This is a genomic window from Janthinobacterium sp., from assembly GCF_031995485.1.
GTDB lineage: Bacteria > Pseudomonadota > Gammaproteobacteria > Burkholderiales > Burkholderiaceae_D > Janthinobacterium.
On record NZ_DAMAGB010000003.1, the window covers coordinates 20343 to 39763 of the forward strand.

Sequence of the window (19421 nt, forward strand, 5' to 3'; positions counted from 1 at the left end):
CAGTGTGCGACCAGCGTTATTCGGCCTGGTCGAAATCGACAACCACCTTGTCGGTGACAGGAAAACTCTGGCAGCTGAGCACAAAGCCGCGCGCCACTTCGTAGTCCTCCAGTGCGTAGTTGACGTCCATCTCGACCTTGCCATCGAGGACCTTGCAGCGGCAGGTGGAGCACACGCCGCCCTTGCAGGAATAGCGCATGTCGATGCCCTGCCGCAGGCCGGCGTCGAGGATGGATTCCTTGTCCTTGTCCATCGTGAAAGTGGTGTGGTTGCCGTCCAGGATGACGGTCACTTCCGTCTCCTTGACAGCGGCCGCGTCGAGCTGGGCGCGCGGCTTGTGCGCGTTTTTCGGAATGCTGGCAGCGAACAGTTCGATCTTGATATTCTGCTTGGGCATGCCGGCCGCCTGCAGGGCGGCCGAGACGCCCAGCATCATGTCTTCCGGGCCGCAGATAAAGGCGTTGTCGTAGTCTTCGACCTTGATCCAGTGCTGCAAAAACTGCTCGCATTTTTCCTGCGTGATGCGGCCGTTGAACAGTTCGATGTCCTGCTGCTCGCGGCTCATCACGTAGACCAGGTTCAGCCGCTCCAGGTACACGTCCTTCAGGTCCGTCAGTTCTTCCTTGAAGATCACGGACGACGAGGCGCGGTTACCGTAGAACAGCGTGAAGCGGCTCAGGGGTTCCGTCAGCAGGGTGGTCTTGATGATCGACAGGATCGGCGTGATGCCGCTGCCCGAGGCGAAGGCCAGGTAGTGCTTGCGGTTGACGCAGTCGAGCGGCACGTTGAAGTGGCCCATCGGCGGCATCACTTCGATGGTAGTGCCGGCCTTCAAGGTATCGTTGGCCCAGGTGGAAAATGCGCCGCCGGGCGTGCGCTTGATCGCCACGCGCAGGGTGCCGTCCTGCACCGCCGAACAGATCGAATACGAGCGGCGCACGTCTTCGGCATTGATATTGGCGCGCAGGGTCAGGTGCTGGCCCTGCTGGAAGCGGAACTGCTGCTGCAACTCGGCCGGCACGTCGAACGTGACGGCGATGGTGTCGCGCGTTTCATTGCGCACGTGCGACACGGACAGCGGATAAAATTTACTCATGCTTCATCTCCAGTTTCTTCGGACTTCGTGCTTTTTTTAGTGGCACTTGAAGTAATCAAACGGTTCGCGGCAATCGATGCATTTGTACAGCGCCTTGCAGGGCGTGGAGCCGAACTGGCTGGTCAGCTGCGTGTGGCTGGAACCGCAGTTCGGGCAGATCACTTCCAGCTTCGGCATGGCCACGCGCTTGACGCCACCTTTCAGGCCGCTGATATCGATCACCTGCTGCTGCGGCGGGGCGATGCCATAGCCTTTCAGCTTGGCCTTGCCCTCGTCGCTCATCCAGTCCGTGGTCCAGGCGGGCGACAGCTGGTTCACCAGCGTCACCTTGCTCACGCCATGCTCGCGCAGCGCGTCCGTCACGGCATCGGCGATCACCTGCATCGCCGGGCAGCCGGAATAAGTGGGCGTGATCGTCACCACACAGGCATCTTCGCCCGTCACTTCGACGTCGCGCACGATGCCCAGGTCCACCACCGAAATGACAGGGATTTCCGGGTCCGGCACGTCGCCGAGCCAGGCCCAGACCTGCGCCGCATCGAGTGCGCCTGCCTGCGTGTTCATTACCACTCCGACCCGGGATAGGCGCGCTGCAGGAACTGCATCTCGGCCAGGATGAAACCCAGGTGTTCCGAGTGCGTGCCCTGCTTGCCGCCCTTTTGCATCCAGGCGTCCGGCGCCGGCATGGCCAGCGTGGCTTCGGCAAAGATCTCGGCCACGTGTTCCAGGAAACTGGCGCGCAGCAGTTCCGCAGGCGGCGCGATGCCGGCGGCGACCATGGCGTTGTCGACCGCGTCGTAGTTGAACATCTCGCCCGTGTACATCCACAGCGCGTCGGCGGCAGCCTGGGTTTTCCTGTGGCTTTCCGCGGTGCCGTCACCGAGGCGCACGATCAGGTCGCCGCTGCGGCGCAGGTGGTACGTGACTTCCTTGATGGATTTTTGTGCCACTTCGACGATGCGCGGGTCACTGGCCTTGGTCAGCTCGAGCAGCTGGAAGTAATGCCAGGTGTCGAAGAAGAACTGGCGCATCATGGTGTCGGCATAATTGCCGTTCGGCTGTTCGACCAGCAGGCAGTTCTTGAAATCATGGGCGTCGCGCAGATAGGCGATATCGTCCTCGTCGCGGCCCGCGCCTTCCAGTTCGCCCGCATGGCTGAACCACAGACGCGTCTGGCCCAGCAGGTCCAGCGCGACGTTGGTCAGCGCCATGTCTTCTTCCAGCGCCGGACCCTTGCCGCACAACTGCGACAGCTGCTGGCTCAGGATCAGGGCATTGTCGCCCAGGCGCAGAAGGTAATTGACTTTATCGTCCATTGCGATCGCTCCCGTCACAGGTTCTTGACTTCTTCCGGCATCGGGAAGAAGGTGGGATGGCGGTACACCTTGCTGTTCGACGGCTCGAACAGCGCGCCCTTGTCGCCGGGGCTGCTGGCGACGATATCGGCGGCGCGCACCACCCAGATGCTCACGCCTTCATTGCGGCGCGTGTAGACGTCGCGCGCATGATTGACGGCCATGGCGGCGTCGGAGGCGTGCAGGCTGCCCACATGCTTGTGCGCCAGGCCATGCTGGCTGCGGATGAAAACTTCCCACAAAGGCCATTCTTTGCTCATGATGCTGTCCCCTTACTGTTTTTATGTAGATTCTCAGGCTGCCGCTTTGACCGCGGTCTGCTTGTCGGCATAGGCGACCAGTGCATCGCGGAACCATTCGCCATCCTCGTACGCTTTCACGCGCGTCTGCAGGCGTTCGCGGTTGCACGGACCATTGCCCTTCAATACATTGTTGAACTCGGACCAGTCGATCTCGCCGAATTCATAGTGGCCGGTCTCGGCATTGAACTTCAGGTCGGGATCGGGCACGGTCAAGCCCAGGTATTCGATCTGCGGCACGGTCTGGTCGACCATGCGCTGGCGCAGTTCATCGTTCGAGAACAGCTTGATGCGCCATTGCGCCGATTGTGCGCTGTTGACGGAGGCCGCGTCGGACGGGCCGAACATCATCAGCGACGGCCACCACCAGCGGTTCAGCGCGTCCTGGGCCATGGCTTTCTGTTCGGGCGTGCCCTTGCACAGCGACATCATGATGTCGTAGCCCTGGCGCGCATGGAAAGATTCCTCCTTGCAGACGCGGATCATGGCGCGCGCATACGGACCATACGAGCAGCGGCACAGGGGGATCTGGTTGATGATGGCCGAGCCGTCGACCAGCCAGCCGATGGCGCCCATGTCGGCCCACGACAGGGTCGGATAGTTGAAGATGCTCGAATACTTGGCTTTGCCCGAGTGCAAGGCGGCCAGCAGCTCGTCGCGCGACACGCCCAGCGTTTCGGCCGCGCTGTACAGGTACAGGCCATGGCCCGCTTCATCCTGGATCTTGGCCAGCAGGATCGATTTGCGTTTCAGGGTCGGCGCGCGCGTCACCCAATTGCCTTCTGGCAATTGACCGACGATTTCCGAGTGGGCGTGCTGCGAAATCTGGCGGATCAGGGTCTTGCGGTAAGCGTCCGGCATCCAGTCCTTGGCTTCGATCTTGATGCCTTCGTCGATGCGTGCCTGGAATGCCTGCTCGTCCGCGCCCATGTCGTCGATGGAGCGAACGTTCTTGAGGCCGGTTTCAACCATTTGTGCGTACATGATGAGTCTCCCATGTCTGTGTTCTGCGCTGCTGCGCAAAGCGATCAACACATAATACGATACATAAAACTATTTGCATACACTTGATTTGAATCATTTGTAAAATCCGTATCTTATGTTCCTTTGGCAAGGGTATGATATGAAAAATAGTCCGTGCACCCGCGCGGGGCAAACGCTGCGTCAAGTAGACTGCTGCCTTTATCAAAATGACCGCTACGGCCAGACCAGGAACACATGAAGAACACCGCTTGCACCGCATGGATAGCCGATTTCCTCGCCAATGATCCGCCTCGTTCGAAGTCGCTGGTGATGACCATCTTTGGCGACGCCATCGTGCCGCGCGGCGGCGCCATCTGGCTGGGCAGCCTGATCGAGCTGCTGGCGCCGTTCGGCGTCAACGACCGGCTGCTGCGCACCAGCGTGTTCCGGCTGGCCCAGGAAGGCTGGCTCAGTTCGCAACGCGACGGACGCCGCAGCGCCTATACCATCCGTCCGGAAGCGCTGGCCCGCTTCGAGCGCGCCTACCGGCGCATCTACGCGCCGCTGGTAAAACACTGGGATGGCAGCTGGACGCTGGTGATCGGCGCGGCCGGCAATATCAATGCCAGCGAACGGGGCGCGCTGCGCAAGGAATTGCTGTGGGCAGGTTATGGACTGGTGGCGCCCGGCATCTTCGGCCATCCGGCCAGCAATGCCGATGCGCTGGAAGACATCCTGGTGCGCAACGAGGTGCAGGGCAAGCTGTATGTCTGCCACAGCACGGAGCTGCCTGGCGTGAGCGGGCGCCCGCTGCGCGAGATGGTGGCCGAATGCTGGGAATTGTCGGAAGTGATGGCCGGCTACGAAAAATTCATCGCCAGCTTCCAGCCCCTGCTGGCCATGCTGCAGGCGCAGCCGGCGATCGATGCGGAACAGGCCTTCGTGATCCGCTCACTGCTGACGCACGCGTATCGCCGGGTGCAGCTGCACGACCCGCAATTGCCGGTCGAGCTGCTGCCCGAACCGTGGCCCGGCTCGCAGGCCTACGCGCTGGCGCGCGCGCTGTACCGCATCACGTATGCGGCGGCCGAAGAGCATATCGTGGCCACCTTGCGGCGCGAGGATGAGCAGGTGCCGCAACTTGAGGCCTGGTTCTATGAACGGTTTGGCGGCCTGAATACCTGAAGGGGTTCGGTAAATATGACTACTGCTTCGACCCCACCTGCTTCGCCCCCGCCACCAGATCCTGTCCCAGCTTGTCGAGCGCATTGACCTGCAACTGCATGGTGTCGAGAATGGCATGGTTGAAGGTCAGTTCGGCCGGTGTGGTGTAGCCGGGATTGCGCAGCAGGCGCAGGAATTCCTCCAGGGTGGTGCCCTTGCCCAGGTGCGCCAGCGCGTCACTGAGGGCGCTGACTTTCTTTTCCAGTTCGCGGATATGTTTGCCGTTGTCGTCCATGATCTTCTCCCGGTAGTGGAGCTATCACGTTAGCAAAGCAATCCACACCGGGTTTGCGCCGGCACAAAGGCCCGGGCAAAACGGGTATCATCGCGCCATTGCACACGATGCAAACCCTCTTTGTTTTTACCAGGAACAATCATGACCATTAAAATCAGCCAGCAGTTCGACGCCGGCGCGATCGAGGTGCTGCGCGCCGACGATGCCCAATCCATCGAACTGAACATCCGCAAGGATTCCCACGCCGACATCACGCAATGGTTTTATTTCCGCCTGCAAGGCGCGCAGGGCGAAGCGTGCACGATCCGCTTTCTGAACGCCGGCAAGTCCGCCTACCCGGACGGCTGGAAAGACTACCAGGCCGTGGCCAGCTACGACCGCGAAACCTGGTTCCGCGTGCCGACCAGCTTTGACGGCAGCGTGATGACGATCGCACACACGCCGGAAGAAGAAAGCGTGTATTACGCCTACTTCGAGCCATATCCATGGGACCGCCACCTGGCGCTGATCGACAGCGCACAAGCCTCGCCGCTGGTGCGTTTGATCGACCTGGGCAGCACGGTGGAAGGGCGCGACATGAACCTGCTGGTGGTCGGCGACGCCGATGCCGAGAAAAAAGTCTGGGTCATCGCGCGCCAGCATCCCGGTGAAACGATGGCCGAATGGTTTGTCGAAGGCATGCTCGAAGCGCTGCTGGACCAGGCCAACCCGTTTGCCCGCCAGTGCCTGCAGGACGCCGTGTTCTACGTGGTGCCGAACATGAATCCGGACGGCTCGGTACGCGGCAACCTGCGCACCAACGCGGCCGGCGCCAACCTGAACCGCGAGTGGATGACGCCCACCATGGAGCGCAGCCCGGAAGTGTTCCTGGTCAAGCAGAAGATGCATGAAATCGGCTGCGACCTGTTCCTCGACGTGCATGGCGACGAAGGCCTGCCGTACGTGTTTGTGGCCGGCAGCGATGCGCTGGAAAACTTCACGCCGGCACAAAAAGCCGAGCAGGACCGCTTTATCGCCGACTTCAAGGTGGCCAGCCCCGACTTCCAGGACCAGCACGGCTACGAAGACGGCCCGTTCACGCCGGAAGTGCTGACCATGGGTTCGCCCCATATCACGCACGCCTTCGGCTGCCTGTCGCTGACGCTGGAACTGCCGTTCAAGGACAATGCCAACGACCCTGACCAGCAGACTGGCTGGAGCGGCGCCCGCAGCGCCGCCCTGGGTGCTGCTGTGTTGCAACCGATTTTGTCGACGCTGCGCGCTTGATAGCGGGGTCGCGGGTGTTGGGTTTTGTCGGGTTACGCTGTTCCAGCTAACCCGACCTACCCGACCTACGCGACCTGGGCCATCTGACGCAAGGCTGCCACCAGCTTTTTCGACAAGAAAATCAGGATGATGCCGTCTCAGCCGCCCGCCACCACCATGCTCTCGATCAGGATCGATCCCGTCTGCTTGGTGCCGCGGCGCAGCACGTCGGCGCCGATGGCGACGATATGGCGCAGCATGTCCTTCATGTTGCCGGCAATGGTGATCTCTTCCACCGGGTATTGAATCACGCCATTTTCCACCCAGAAGCCGGAAGCGCCGCGCGAATAGTCGCCGGTCACGTAGTTCGTGCCCTGTCCCATCAGTTCCGTTACCAGCAATCCGGTTCCCAGCTTCTTCAGCATCGCCACGAAATCATCGGTGGGCGCTGTCAGGCTGGACGTCAGGTACAGATTGTGCGAGCCGCCCGCATTGCCGGTGGTCTGCATGCCCAGCTTGCGCGCCGTATAGCTCGACAGGAAATAGCCTTGCACCACGCCATCCTTGACCACGTCGCGGCTGAAGGTCTTCACGCCTTCCTCGTCGAACGGCGCCGAACCGACGCCGCCGATCACGTGCGGGTCCTCAAAAATCTGCAGGTGATCGGGCAATACCTGCGTGCCCAGGGAATCGTTGAGGAAAGTGGATTTGCGGTACAGCGCCCCGCCCGAGGTCGCTTGCACATAGGTACCCAGCAGGCCGGCTGCCAGCGGCGCCTCGAACAGCACCGGGCAGGTGCGCGTGCCGAGCTTGCGCGCGTTCAGGCGCGACAAGGCGCGCTCGGCGGCGTAGCGGCCGATGGCTTCGGGCGAGGACATGGTGGCCGCGTCGCGCACCGACGAATACCAGTCGTCGCGCTGCATTTTGGCGCCCTTGCCGGCGATCGGCGCGACAGATAACGTGTGGCGCGAGAACGGATAGCCGCCGATAAAGCCGCGCGAATTGGCCGACACGAAGTGCGACTGCTGCACATGCACGCTGGCGCCTTCGCTGTTGGTGATGCGCGGATCGACGGCAAACGCGGCCGCTTCGGCGCGCTGCGCCAGCACCACGGCTTCTTCGGTGGAGATCAGCCACGGGTAATACAGCTGCAGGTCGCGCGGCGACATTTCCAGCATGTCGGCGTCGGCCAGGCCCGCACAATCGTCCTCGGCCGTAAAGCGGGCGATGTTGTAGGCGGCGTCCACCGTGGCGCGCAGCGCGGCCGGCGAGAAGTCCGAAGTGCTGGCATTGCCGCGTTTCTTGCCGACAAATACCGTCACGCCCATGCCCTTGTCGCGGTTCTGCTCGATCGTTTCGATCTTGCCTTTTCGTACAGAAACAGACAGCCCGCCGCCTTCGCTGACCTCGGCCACGGCATCGGTACCGCCGGCCTCGCGCGCAAAAGACAACACATCACGGGCAAGTTGCTGCAATTGCTCTTGACTATGGGTAAATACGGAGTCGTTCATGCTCTGTTTTCTTCGGAAAGCCGCTAAAAAGGTTATCATAGCAGTCGTTTACAGTTTACAGGTGCGGCCAACGAGGCCAATCCCGCCTTATCATGCCAAATCCAAACCGGGGAGCTTGCGGCTTCCAATCGTCCGAATTCGAACAGGAATATGAACGTCCGTCGAAGTCGGAACTCAAGCGCCAGATGACCGTCCTGCAAAAGCTGGGCGAAGAATTAGTCAATGAAGCACGCGACCGCGTCAAGCGCGTTCCGATGCCGGAAGACGTGCGCGACGCCATCCTCGAATGCCAGCTGATCAAGGATCACGAAGGCCGCCGCCGCCAGCTGCAATATGTCGGCAAGAAAATGCGCACGCTCGACGAAGACGAAGTGGCCGCCATCCAGCGCACCATCGACAGCTGGAAAGGCTTGTCGAAAGCCGACACCGCCGCCATGCACGCGATGGAACGCCGCCGCGACAAGCTGCTGACGGACGACAAGGCGCTGACCGTGTTGCTGTCGGAAAACCCGGAACTGGACGTGCAGCACCTGCGCACCCTGATCCGCAATGCCCGCAAGGAACAGGCCGAGAACAAGCCGCCGAAAGCCTACCGCGAAATCTTCCAGATCCTCAAGCAGATTGCCAAGAAGAACAATGGTGGCAAGGATGATGATGCGGATGAAGATGGCGTGGAAGCAGACGAAGACGAATAAACCCCAATTGCAAAAGCCGGGGTCGGTCCTTGAGGATCCGACCCCAGACTTTGCTTGGGGTTGGGAAAAAACCGGGAACCAACCCGGTTTTTTGGTTTTTACGACACTCACAGGCGCCCCATGACCACTCTTGAAGACGAACTGATTATCGGCCTCGTGTCGATCTCCGACCGCGCCAGCGGCGGCGTATATGAAGACCAGGGCATTCCCGCGCTGGAAAGCTGGCTGGCGGCTGCCCTGCGCACGCCGTACCGGCTGGAAAAGCGCCTGATTCCCGACGAGCGCTCGCAGATTGAAAACACGCTGATCGACATGGTCGACCTCAATCACTGCCACCTGATCCTGACCACCGGCGGCACCGGGCCGGCGCGGCGCGATGTCACGCCCGATGCCACCCTGTCGGTGGGCACCAAGGAGATGCCGGGTTTTGGCGAACAGATGCGCCAGATCAGCCTGCAATTCGTGCCGACCGCGATCCTGTCGCGCCAGGTGGCGGTGATCCGCGAAACGCCCGAGCGCGCCTGCCTGATCATGAATCTGCCGGGCCAGCCGAAAGCCATCAAGGAAACGCTGGAAGGGCTGAAAGACGCCGATGGCAGGCAGCTGGTCAGCGGCATCTTTGCCGCCGTGCCCTACTGCATCGACCTGATCAAAGGACCATATATGGAAACCGACCCGGCCGTGTGCAAGGCATTCCGTCCCAAATCGGCGCTGCGTCCGGCGCAACCTTTACCTGAGGAAAACACATGAGCACTTTGCTGGAAACCATCGAACTCGACAGCGCACCGAACCCGACCGTCTCCATTATCTGGATGCACGGCCTGGGCGCCGACAACACTGATTTCGTGCCGCTGGTGAAAGAACTGGACCTGCGCGGCTGTCCTGCCATCCGCTTCATCTTCCCGAACGCCGGCACCATGCCCGTTACCATCAACAACGGCTATGTGATGCGTTCGTGGTACGACATCGTGACGAGCGACCTGGTACGCCGCGAAGACGAAGGCGGCCTGCGTGCGTCGCAGGCACAGATCGAAGCGCTGATCGCGCGCGAGAAAGCACGCGGCATCCCCGCCAGCCGCATTATCCTGGCCGGTTTCTCGCAAGGCTGCGCCATGACCCTGCAGACGGGCTTGCGCCATCCGGAGACACTGGCCGGCCTGATGTGCCTGTCGGGCTACCTGCCGCTGGCCGACAAGACGGCGGCCGAGCGCACGCCCGCCAGCCTGGCCACGCCGGTCTTCATGGCGCACGGCACGGCCGACCCGGTAGTGCCGGTCGCCCGCGCCGAACAGTCGCGCGACCTGCTGGCCGGCATGGGTTACCAGGTGGAATGGCACGCTTACCGCATGCAGCATTCGCTGTGCCAGGAAGAGATCGATGCGATCGGCGCGTGGCTGAAAAAAGTGCTGGCTTAAAATAAAAGGCTATGTCACCGACAGATGGGGGAACATGCCCAAGGTAGCCCTGAGCAAGCTTTCTGGCGACATTATTCTCCTGGCGTCGAGTATCCAGCGCCAGCCGAGGTAGTTGGGCAGGTAGCGTGTCGCCACGCCATGAAACGGGCGCAGCCACTGCCGCAGACGGCTGTGGTAGGCGTTCACGTTTTGCACGTGAATCGCACCCCGCACCCGGATGCCGGCGCGCAGGTTTACTGCCTGATGCAAAATGCCGGCCTCCCTTGCAAACACGGGATAGGCCGGATGGCCATCGCTGACCAGCAGGATGTCGCGGTCGCTGAGGGGCGGCAGGCAACTGTGCAATTTTGCCTTGGTCAGCTGCCCCGCGCCGGTCACGAAGTCGACGGTTTGCCCGGTGCGGTCGCGCGCCACCAGCACGCAGATGTGATCGTTTGAAATGCCGCGTTGCCTCGCTTTGCCGCCACGCCGGCGCGCCGGCCGCGTCAGGTGCCGCGATCCTTTTTGCGACTCCAGCACATACATTTCATCGGCTTCGGCGATGCCATGCCTGCTGCATGACGACGGCAACTTACCGGTTGGCCGTCGTTTTTTCATTCCAGACTTTCAGCATGTCGGCCGACGCTTCCGAGCGGATGCCGTTGTCGCTCAATATCGCTTCCGTCGCCGCCAGCATCTCCTTGCGTGGCACCACCACCAGTTCCGCATCGCGCTGCTGGAAGCGGAACGTCAGCAGCTCATCGGTCTGGTCGCGCAGCAGAGTGACCAGATGCGCCAGGCTGCGTACCGGCACGCCATTGACGGAATCGACGACCGACAAGAAGCGGGTGTTGTAGCCACTCATCAGTTTATGGGGAAAAAATGGCGCGGCCACCACCACCAGTTCTTCGCGCTCGGCATCGGGCGCATCGCCGCGCCGCGTGGCCAGCGGATTGGCCGCAAAACTCATGCCCGCCAAGGTGGCGGCGTTGCCGCTCGGGCCTGCCATGAACTCGGTGGTGGCGCGTGAAAACACCATCGGGCCAAAGATGAAATAGGACGGATAATTGCCCTGCAGGCTGGGGATCAGCATCGGATGCTCGGCCGAGACGGGCAGGCTGACTGTCATGGGCGCACCCTGGCGCACCACCGTCAGCGGCAGCAGGCCGTTTTTCGCCAGCTGCTGCACGCGGTACTGGAAGCGCACGCGGCTGTTGGCATTGAGCTTGACCATGCCCTGATTGTCGACCGGATACTCGCCGATCTTCGTGATCACATCCCATTCCTTCAGTGGATAGCTTGCGTCCGTGCTGGCCGGCGTCATCACCACCGCACCTTCGATTCCCTTGGGCAGCTTCAGATAGGTACGCAGGGCCGGATTTTCCAGCGTCTGCGTCACGTCGCGCATGGCCGGCTTGCCTTTCGGCGCACCGCTGTCCTGGTCGCGCAGGAACAGTTCAATTTCCTCGTTGGGAATGATGTAGCCGATATTTTGCGCATTGAGCGCGCCGGCAAACGCCAGGCCGATCATCTTGTCGCCGGCGATCACGGGGCCGCCGCTGTTGCCCGGATTGATGGCGGCATCGATCTGGATGCGCAAGCCGGATACGGGGAAGTTGTAGCGCACAAATTCGATGCGCGACACGATGCCCTTGGTGATCGACAGCGAGGTGCCGCCGGTCGGATAGCCATACGCCAGCACAGCGTCGCGCACGTCGGGCATGACATTGGCGCGCGGCACCGGCTTGTGGTTGTCGAAGAAACTGTCGTCGTCCAGTTTCAGCAGGGCCAGGTCCATGCCCCGCGAAATGGCCAGCACGGTGGCCGGTATCTTGTCGCCGGCGCCATTGGCCTGCACCTGCACCTGGCTGGCGTAACCGACCACATGCGCATTGGTGAGGATGCGGCGGCCTTCGATGACGACGCCGGAGCCGGTCACGGACTGCGGCGCGGCCTTGCTCCACGGCTTGTAGGGATCGGGTCCGCGCAAGGTCGAGAACACCTTGACGACGGAGTTTTCCAGCGCCGGCGCGTTCGCCGTGCCAGTGGTCTCGGCGGCCATCGCCGGCACCGTCACCAATGCATAAAAAGAAAGGGCCAGCGCCAGCAAGGCGCGGCCCGTCAGGGACTGGCAAAGTCGAGTTTTCATGGGCAACCGGGCAATGGACAATGGGAAATAAAGTATATATTGCGCAACATCGACAAAAATTACAGTTTGTCCATCATCCAGGCCCGGCGCCCGAACACTACTCCGGCAACGGCGCCACTCCCAGCGACGGCACCGCCGTCTGCGCCCCGTTCATCACCATGGCCAGAAACGTGTAATAGCCGTTGATGCCCATCAGGTCGACCACGCCGTGCTCGCCGAACAGCGCCAGCGCGCGCGCATAAGTAGCGTCGCTGACGCGTTTTGACTGCTGCAGCTCGATGCAGAAATCATGCACGGCCTGCTCGTCGTCAAGCAGCGCGTCCGGCGCGCGCCGCTGCGCAATCGCCTCGATGGCCAACTGCGCGATGCCGTTCTGCGCCGCCAGCGGTGCGTGGATGGCCCACTCGACCTGCTGGTCCCACTGGCGCGCCGTCACCAGGATCGCCAGCTCGGACAGGCGCGTGCCGATGGCGCTGCGGTAGCGCAGGTACTCGCCCATGCGCTGCGCTGTTTCCATCAGCTCGGGGCTGCGGATCAGCGGCACGAAGGGGCCGTACAGCGCCCCGCGCGGGCCGTCGATAATCGCCTGTGCGGCAGCGCGCTGCTGGCTGTCGAGACGCTCCAGCGGCAGCGGCGGCAGGCGGTCGTGAGCTGACCCCGGCATCAGGCAGCCCAGGCAACCACGTCCTGTTGCTGCTCGCCAAGGCCGGCGATGCCCAGGCGCATGCTGTCGCCTTTTTTCAGGAAGCGCTGCGGCTTGCGGCCCTGGCCCACGCCAGGCGGGGTACCGGTGGCGATCACATCGCCCGGTTCCAGCGTCATGAATTGCGACAGGTAGCTGACGATCTGCGCCACCGTGAAAATCATGGTTTGCGTATTGCCGGTTTGCATGCGCTTGCCGTTCACTTCCAGGTACAGGTCCAGGTCCTGCTCGTCGATTACTTCATCGCGCGTGACCAGCCATGGGCCGACCGGGCCGAAAGTATCGCAGCCCTTGCCCTTGTCCCAGGTGCCGCCCCGTTCGAGCTGGTACGAGCGCTCGGAAATATCGTTGACGACGCAGTAGCCGGCCACGTATTGCAAGGCATCTGCTTCGCTCACGTATTGGGTGCGGGTGCCGATGATCACGCCCAGTTCCACTTCCCAGTCGGTCTTTTTCGAGCCCTTCGGCAGCACCACGTTATCGTCCGGGCCGTTCAGGCAGGTGATCGCCTTCATGAACACGATCGGTTCGGCCGGGATCGGCATGTTCGATTCGGCCGCATGGTCGGCGTAGTTCAGGCCGATGCCGATGAATTTGCCGACTTTGGCGACCGGCACGCCGAAGCGCGGGTTGCCGCGCACCAGGGGCAGCGTTTTTTCGTCGAGCCTGGCCAGCTTGCGCAATGCCTTGTCGGACAGCTGCGCGCCATCGATATCGGCAATGATGCCGGAGAGGTCGCGCAGTTTGCCTTCTTCATCGATCAGGCCCGGTTTTTCCTTGCCGGGACGACCATAACGAACGAGTTTCATATTCTTCCTTGGAGTTGATCATTGCCGCTGTGCAGGCCACCATTTTACCGGATGGCCCGGCACGCCTGTGGCGGCCGATGAAAAACATCGCAAGTCCCGGCAGTTGCAACGCTGCCAGCAAGCCGAATGCAGCCTGGTAGGCCTGCGCCGGATACTGATGGTGGACGTTGGCCGGCCAGCAGCCCAGCACCAGCCCGAATCCGGCCTGCACCATGAACGCGCCGGTAAAGATCAGCAAGTTCAGGCAGGTGGCGGCGCGCCCCGTCAGGCCTGCGGGCACGCTTTGCGCGACGATCGCGTATTCGAGTCCGGCCACCGTGCCCAGCAGGGTGAACAGCACCGACAGCAGCGGCAGGCCGGGCCGTGGATTGGCGGCCATGCCGAACTGCACCAGCACGAACAGCGCCACGCCGCAGGCCGCCACCTGCATCGGAGCGATGCCGCGCCGGCCGGCCCACTCCGTCAGCATGCCCATGCCGATGGCGCCAAAGATCACGGCCGCCATGCCCAAGTACAGCAGGTAGGCGACCGCATGGTCCGGCATGCCGCCCACGTCGCCGAGCCAGCGGCCTACCCACAGTCCCTGCACGCCGAAAAACACGCTGTGCGGCAACAGCAGCAGCGAGATGGTGCGGCGAAATGCCGGGTCGCGGTAGACATCGAGAATGCCGGTTTTCTGCACCTTCGCTGGCGCAACCGGCGGCGCTGGCGACAGCATGCGGATCAGCAACCCCACCGCCAGCACGGCCAGCGCCAGCCACAGGAACAGGCCGCGCCAGTCCGTGTAGTCGAGCGCCAGCTTGACCGGCATGGTGGCGCTGGCCGCGCCGAGTCCGCCAACGGCGATCAGATAGCCGTGCACGGACGGCAGGCGCGCCGGCGCCACGACGCCCGAGATGGCTTTCACGGCGGCCATGAAACAGCCGCCCAGGCCCGCCCCCATCACGGCCCGTGCGCACATCAGGTCGGCAAAGCCCTGCCCCCGGCTGAACAGCCACACGCCGAGCGCCGCCACGCTCATCAGCACCAGCTGGACCTTGCGCGGACCATGGCGGTCCAGCGCCATGCCGACCGGCAGCTGCACCACCGCAAAGGCCAGGAAGAAGGCGCTGGTCAGCAGGCCCAGCTGCGTGGCGTTCAGGTGCACCGAGGCCAGCAGTTCGGCCGTCAGCACGGCATTGACTCCGCGCAACAGGCACGACAGATAATGGCCGAGCGCGAACGGCAAAAATACCAGGCAGAAGATGGCCAGCGGACTGCGGCCGGCGCCAGCGTCGGCAGGCATGTCAGGCAGCCTGCGCCAGCTGGATCACGCGATGCGGCGTGTGCGGCACGGCTGCATCGTCACCCAGCTCAAAGAAGAATTTATCTTCGCCAAACGCCGGCTTCAGGTGGTCGAGCCAGGTCGCGTGCTCATCGAACTGGGCATAGAACGGCCGGCGCACCCAGTCGGGATTGCGCGCCTGCAGGAACTGCAGCGCAAACAGTTTTTCGCCATGGATGGTGACCACGCCATCGATCACGATCTTGCCCGGAAACGCGCTCATCGACGGCCCCCGTACCGTGCGCGACAGGCCCGATACCTGCCGATAGGCGGCCTGGAAAATCTCGTGCGCGCGCGCCAGAGGCAACTCGAAATAGCCGCGCGGCCCCGTGTCGCGCTCGACAAACATGTAATACGGAATCGCCCCCAGCCGCGTGCCCGTCTGCCACAGCTCGGCCCAGCTGTTCGGGTCTTCATTGATATGGCGGATCAGCGGCCCCTGCATGCGCAAGGTGGCGCCGGTGCCGACGATGCGCTTGACGGCCTGCCGCGCGATCTCGGGGCGCAGCTCGACCGCATGGTTGTAGTGGCCCATGATGGCCAGGTTCTTGCCGGCTTGCACGATGCGCTCGAACAGGCGCAACAGGTCGTCCGCATCGCGGTCGGACACAAAACGCTGCGGCCAATATGCCACCGACTTGGTGCCGATGCGAATGTTCTGGATATGCCCGAGCGCCGGGTCCAGCAGCGGCTCCAGGTAGGCCGCCAGCTGCCGCGTATTCATGATCATCGGGTCGCCGCCCGTGATCAGCACGTCGGTCACTTCGCGGTGCAGTTTCAGATACGCCACCAGCTCGTTCGATTCGCGCGCGTCGAACTTCATGTCGTCCATGCCGACAAACTGCGGCCAGCGGAAACAGAAGGTGCAATACGCGTGGCAGGTCTGGCCGGCGCTGGGAAAGAACAGCACCGTCTGCCCGTATTTGTGCTGCAGGCCGCGCACCGGCACGCCGTCCATGGTGGGCACGTTGTGCGTCAGCTGGCCGGCCGGATGGGGATTCATGCCCAGGCGTATGGTGCGCACATAGGCGTCGATGGCGGCCTGGTCCTGGCGCTCGAGCACCAGCTCGCGCAAGTGGGCGTACTGCTCGGGCGGCAGCATGTCACGGTGCGGAAACACCAGCCGGTAGATGGGGTCGTCGGGAATATTGTTCCAGTCGATCAGCTGGTCCAGCACATATTCATTGGTGCGAAATGGCAAGACAGTGGAGACCACCTGCACCGCTTCGCGCTGCTCTTCCGGCATCCACTCCCATTGCCGGGCCTGGCGGATGGTTTGCCGCGTATATGGCTTGAATTTGACTGGTAGCAAAGACGTCTGGGTAGTGGACATGGTTTCTCCGTCAGGGTGGATAGTTGGTGGCTTGAAAGATTCATCATAGGTTTTGCCTGAATGCATGAAATTGCAGTACATCAACAACGCCACCACAAGTCACGCGCGATGCTGTTGCCATCAATAAACCTTCATTGAGGCAAGAAAAACCTTGTGCTACCGCAATTTACAAAAGTCTTGCTCGAAGTAAATTGTGACTTGGCAACCTCGCCGCAACGCAGCACTCCCTCCCGAAGGAAACATCATGAAACGTGTACTGACCGGCACCATGCTGTGCCTGCTGTTTGCCCAAGCCGGCCTTGCCGGCGCCGCCGTGGAACCGACGGAAAAAGATGCGATCGCCATGGCCGAACGGGGCGCCGCCTTTATCAAGGCGCATGGCGAAAAAGAGATGATGAAAAAGCTCAGCGCGAAAGACCCCGAATTCGTGCAGGGCGAGCTGTATGTCGACATGCGCGACATCAAGACCGGCATCGTGCTGGCCCATCCGATCAATCCGTCCATCGTCGGCAAGGACCTGACCGACGTGCCCGATGCGAATGGCAAGAAATACCGCCGCGAGATCATCGAGCTGGCGCAAAAGCAGGGCAAGGGCTGGGTCGATTACCAGTATAAAAATCCCGTCAGCGGCAAGATCGAGCCGAAGACCACCTACATCCTGCGCGTCAACGATGTGGTGCTGGAAGCGGGCATCTATAAAAAGTAGACCGGGGCGTGCCGGCCCTGCGCCGGTCCCTTTCCATCACAGGCCGGAGGACATATGCTCGACAAATTACGCATCGGACCGAAGCTGCTGCTGGCGCCCACGCTGGTGCTGCTGCTGCTGATACTGAGTTCCGCCAGCGCCTGGTATGGCATGGTGCGCCAGAATGCCTCGATGGAAAACATGGTGCAGGTCCGCATGGCGCACCTGAAAGCGGCGCTCGACGTGGCCGGCGACGCGCGCTATGCGCACGGCAATATGTACCAGCTGCTGTCGTGGACCAACGGCAGCTTTGCCCGGGCCCGGCTCGACGCGCTGGAGCAGCAGATCAAGCAGCGCCACGGCGATATCGCCAAGCAATTGAGCACCCTGCGCGCCACCTCGACCGGTGCGGAGCTGAGCATGATCGACGGCGCCACCAGCGCGCTGGCGGCCTACCGCAAGGCGGTGCTGGAAACCATGGAAATGGCGCAGATGGACCTGTCGATCGCGGCCAACTCGATGATCAAGGCGGAAAGCCAGTTTGGCCAGCTCAATACGCAGCTGGGCAAGCTGGCGGCGCTGGAAACCGCCCTCAGTACGCAGGCGCACGCGGCTGCCGTCGAGCAGTTTCACAGCCTGGGCTGGACACTGCTGGTGACGGTGCTGCTGTCGATTGCCGTCTCGGTGCTGGCGACCTTCCTGGTGCGGCGCGCCATGCTGACGGAAATCCGTGGCATCGCCGAAGCGGTGCAGCAACTGGCGGCCGGCCAGCTCACGCCCGGCAAACCGAAACAGGGCAGTGATGAAATTGCCGCCACCTCGCGCGTGCTGGACCAGAGCATCGCCAAGCTGAACCAGACCTTGCGCACCATCCAGTCGGCCGTGCAATCGATCGATACCGCCTCGCATGAAATTGCGGTCGGCAATATGGACCTGTCGGCGCGCACGGAAATGCAGGCCAGCTCGCTGGAGCAAACGTCCAGTGCGATGGAAACCCTGACCGAAGCCGTCAACGACAATGCGGGCAACGCGCGCCGCGCCTGCGAACTGGCGGCGCAGGCGTCGAGCCTGGCGGTGCAGGGTGGCGTAGCGATGCAGCAGGCAGTCTCCACCATGGCTACCATCCGCGGCAACTCGCGCCAGATCGTCGATATCATCGGCGTGATCGACGGCCTGTCGTTCCAGACCAATATCCTGGCCCTGAACGCGGCGGTCGAGGCGGCGCGCGCCGGCGAACAGGGACGCGGCTTTGCCGTGGTGGCGGCTGAAGTGCGCACGCTGGCGCACCGCTCGGCACAGGCGGCAAAAGAGATCAAGACCCTGATCGCCACCTCGGTGGCCACCATCGACGGCGGCAGCGTGGCGGTGCAGCAGGCCGGCGACAGCATGGGCGCCATCGTCGCCTCGGTGCAGCAGGTCAACGACATCATCCAGCGCGTGGAACAGGCCAGCGCCGAGCAGGCCTCGGGCATTACGGAAGTGAACCAGGCGGTGGCGCAGATGGATGATGTCACGCAGCAGAATGCGGCGCTGGTGGAACAGGCGGCAGCGGCGGCGGCCAGCCTGCAGGAGCAGGCCGTGACCCTGTCGGCGGCGGTGACGGTATTTACGCTAGACCAGTCGCAGGCGGTGTCGACTGCGCTGGCGCTCGTGGCCGAGCCGGAAGCGTTCCAGGATCCGGCCGGCCATGCGGAGCGGCGTGCCGCAAACAGTCCGCTGCGCGGCAAGGGCCAGCCGGCGCGCCGGCGCAGTGCCTGATCAGCTTGCGCGCATCGGCTTGCTGAGAAACCTCGAGCCGCCCTCGACAAAGCGCCACGGCACCTCCATCGCCTTGGAGATGCCGATGCGGGGGCCGGCCAGCACCGCCACGTCTTCTTCCCTGGCCAGCAGCACGAACGGCGGCGCATCGAGCGGCAGGCCGTTGTGCGCATGCGTGACGCCGAGCGCCTGGCATACCTTGCCCGGTCCCGAGCACAGCAGCCGCTCATCGTCGACGCCGCGCCGCGCGCGCATGGCGTCCACGCCGAACAGCGGCTCGATGGCGCGGATCAGCACGCCCGCGCCGTGCTCCACCTCGCGGCAGACAAAATTGAGGCACCAGTGGATGCCGTACGAACGATACACATAGGCATGCGCGGGCGGGCCGAACATCGCGGCATTGCGCGGCGTCATGCCGCCAAACGTGTGCGAGGCCGGATCGAGCCGGTCATACGCTTCCGTTTCCACGATGCGGCCACCAACGCCGTCGATCAGCAGCGTCACGCCGATCAGCTCGCGTGCCACCACGCTGGAATCTCTGGAAAAATCGATATCGGCAAGAATGCTTTTCATCAGACAATTGTAGCGTGCCGGTCCTGGCGCACGTTTCACATTGATGTCTTGAAAACAAATAAAAATTGCA

General features: G+C 62.7%; 20 protein-coding genes and 1 pseudogene. 7 read left to right on the top strand and 14 right to left on the bottom strand.

The window, feature by feature from the left end; translation table 11 throughout:
• Nucleotides 1-16: 16 nt before the first annotated feature.
• The 5 genes from paaE to paaA are packed head-to-tail and all read right to left on the bottom strand — an operon-like array spanning nt 17 to nt 3734.
• A complete protein-coding gene (gene paaE / locus RTQ46_RS03080) occupies nt 17-1096 on the bottom strand; it encodes a 1,2-phenylacetyl-CoA epoxidase subunit PaaE (RefSeq protein WP_312434530.1) in 1080 nt (359 codons plus the stop codon).
• Nucleotides 1097-1132: 36 nt separating this feature from the next.
• Nucleotides 1133-1660: a 1,2-phenylacetyl-CoA epoxidase subunit PaaD gene (paaD, locus tag RTQ46_RS03085; protein ID WP_312434531.1), complete on the bottom strand. Its 528-nt coding sequence runs from the start codon at nt 1658-1660 to the stop codon at nt 1133-1135.
• Nucleotides 1660-2412 carry a 1,2-phenylacetyl-CoA epoxidase subunit PaaC gene (gene paaC / locus RTQ46_RS03090; protein ID WP_312434532.1) on the bottom strand — a complete coding sequence of 251 codons (753 nt, stop codon included), beginning with the start codon at nt 2410-2412 and terminating at the stop codon, nt 1660-1662. Before paaC ends, paaD begins: the two co-directional genes overlap by 1 nt.
• 14 nt (nt 2413-2426) lie before the next feature.
• On the bottom strand, nt 2427-2711 hold the full coding sequence (paaB, locus tag RTQ46_RS03095; protein ID WP_070224239.1) for a 1,2-phenylacetyl-CoA epoxidase subunit PaaB: 285 nt from the start codon (nt 2709-2711) through the stop codon (nt 2427-2429).
• A gap of 33 nt (nt 2712-2744) precedes the next feature.
• On the bottom strand, nt 2745-3734 hold the full coding sequence (gene paaA, locus RTQ46_RS03100) for a 1,2-phenylacetyl-CoA epoxidase subunit PaaA (protein ID WP_312434536.1): 990 nt from the start codon (nt 3732-3734) through the stop codon (nt 2745-2747).
• Nucleotides 3735-3968: 234 nt separating this feature from the next.
• Between paaA and paaX the strand changes: the two genes are divergently transcribed.
• Complete coding sequence (gene paaX / locus RTQ46_RS03105) at nt 3969-4898, top strand: phenylacetic acid degradation operon negative regulatory protein PaaX (protein WP_312434537.1); 930 nt, start codon at nt 3969-3971, stop codon at nt 4896-4898.
• A gap of 19 nt (nt 4899-4917) precedes the next feature.
• Here paaX and RTQ46_RS03110 read toward each other — a convergent pair whose 3' ends face one another.
• A complete protein-coding gene (locus tag RTQ46_RS03110; protein ID WP_312434538.1) occupies nt 4918-5172 on the bottom strand; it encodes a hypothetical protein in 255 nt (84 codons plus the stop codon).
• Nucleotides 5173-5313: 141 nt separating this feature from the next.
• Between RTQ46_RS03110 and RTQ46_RS03115 the strand changes: the two genes are divergently transcribed.
• Complete coding sequence (locus RTQ46_RS03115) at nt 5314-6438, top strand: M14-type cytosolic carboxypeptidase (RefSeq protein ID WP_312434540.1); 1125 nt, start codon at nt 5314-5316, stop codon at nt 6436-6438.
• A 137-nt stretch (nt 6439-6575) separates the two neighbouring features.
• Here the strand turns inward: RTQ46_RS03115 and pmbA are convergent, their stop codons facing one another.
• A complete protein-coding gene (gene pmbA / locus RTQ46_RS03120) occupies nt 6576-7928 on the bottom strand; it encodes a metalloprotease PmbA (RefSeq protein ID WP_312434541.1) in 1353 nt (450 codons plus the stop codon).
• Between the two features lie 92 nt (nt 7929-8020).
• Here pmbA and yjgA point away from each other — a divergent pair, with 92 nt between their 5' ends.
• The 3 genes from yjgA (at nt 8021) to RTQ46_RS03135 (ending at nt 10038) form a co-directional block, all read left to right on the top strand.
• Nucleotides 8021-8623: a ribosome biogenesis factor YjgA gene (gene yjgA / locus RTQ46_RS03125; RefSeq protein ID WP_312434543.1), complete on the top strand. Its 603-nt coding sequence runs from the start codon at nt 8021-8023 to the stop codon at nt 8621-8623.
• A 120-nt stretch (nt 8624-8743) separates the two neighbouring features.
• Nucleotides 8744-9373, top strand: coding sequence for a molybdopterin adenylyltransferase (mog, locus tag RTQ46_RS03130; protein WP_312434544.1), 630 nt, complete (start codon nt 8744-8746; stop codon nt 9371-9373).
• Entirely contained in the window at nt 9370-10038 is a 669-nt protein-coding gene (locus RTQ46_RS03135) for an alpha/beta hydrolase (RefSeq protein WP_312434546.1), read from the top strand. Before mog ends, RTQ46_RS03135 begins: the two co-directional genes overlap by 4 nt.
• Nucleotides 10039-10047: 9 nt before the next feature.
• On the opposite strand, the pseudogene RTQ46_RS03140 reads toward RTQ46_RS03135, so the two are convergent.
• The 6 genes and pseudogenes from RTQ46_RS03140 to RTQ46_RS03165 all read right to left on the bottom strand — a co-directional run.
• A pseudogene (locus RTQ46_RS03140) lies at nt 10048-10587 on the bottom strand (IS1595 family transposase); the annotation flags it as partial.
• Nucleotides 10588-10609: 22 nt separating this feature from the next.
• Nucleotides 10610-12166, bottom strand: coding sequence for a trypsin-like peptidase domain-containing protein (locus RTQ46_RS03145; protein ID WP_312434547.1), 1557 nt, complete (start codon nt 12164-12166; stop codon nt 10610-10612).
• 97 nt (nt 12167-12263) lie between these two features.
• Nucleotides 12264-12830: a carboxymuconolactone decarboxylase family protein gene (locus RTQ46_RS03150; protein ID WP_312434548.1), complete on the bottom strand. Its 567-nt coding sequence runs from the start codon at nt 12828-12830 to the stop codon at nt 12264-12266.
• Nucleotides 12830-13678, bottom strand: a complete 849-nt coding sequence (locus tag RTQ46_RS03155) for a fumarylacetoacetate hydrolase family protein (protein WP_312434550.1) — start codon at nt 13676-13678, stop codon at nt 12830-12832. Before RTQ46_RS03155 ends, RTQ46_RS03150 begins: the two co-directional genes overlap by 1 nt.
• Nucleotides 13623-14963, bottom strand: a complete 1341-nt coding sequence (locus RTQ46_RS03160; protein ID WP_312434551.1) for an MFS transporter — start codon at nt 14961-14963, stop codon at nt 13623-13625. The genes RTQ46_RS03155 and RTQ46_RS03160 overlap by 56 nt, the downstream gene beginning before the upstream one ends.
• Before the next feature lies 1 nt (nt 14964).
• Entirely contained in the window at nt 14965-16335 is a 1371-nt protein-coding gene (locus tag RTQ46_RS03165; RefSeq protein WP_312434552.1) for a lysine 2,3-aminomutase, read from the bottom strand.
• 244 nt (nt 16336-16579) lie between these two features.
• Between RTQ46_RS03165 and RTQ46_RS03170 the strand changes: the two genes are divergently transcribed.
• Both RTQ46_RS03170 and RTQ46_RS03175 read left to right on the top strand, forming a co-directional pair.
• Nucleotides 16580-17041 (top strand): cache domain-containing protein, encoded by a 462-nt coding sequence (locus tag RTQ46_RS03170; protein ID WP_312434553.1) that lies wholly within the window; start codon nt 16580-16582, stop codon nt 17039-17041.
• Between the two features lie 54 nt (nt 17042-17095).
• Nucleotides 17096-18778, top strand: coding sequence for a methyl-accepting chemotaxis protein (locus tag RTQ46_RS03175; RefSeq protein WP_312434555.1), 1683 nt, complete (start codon nt 17096-17098; stop codon nt 18776-18778).
• On the opposite strand, the gene RTQ46_RS03180 is transcribed toward RTQ46_RS03175, so the two are convergent.
• Nucleotides 18779-19351: a DNA-3-methyladenine glycosylase gene (locus tag RTQ46_RS03180; RefSeq protein ID WP_312434556.1), complete on the bottom strand. Its 573-nt coding sequence runs from the start codon at nt 19349-19351 to the stop codon at nt 18779-18781.
• Between the last annotated feature and the right edge of the window lie 70 nt (nt 19352-19421).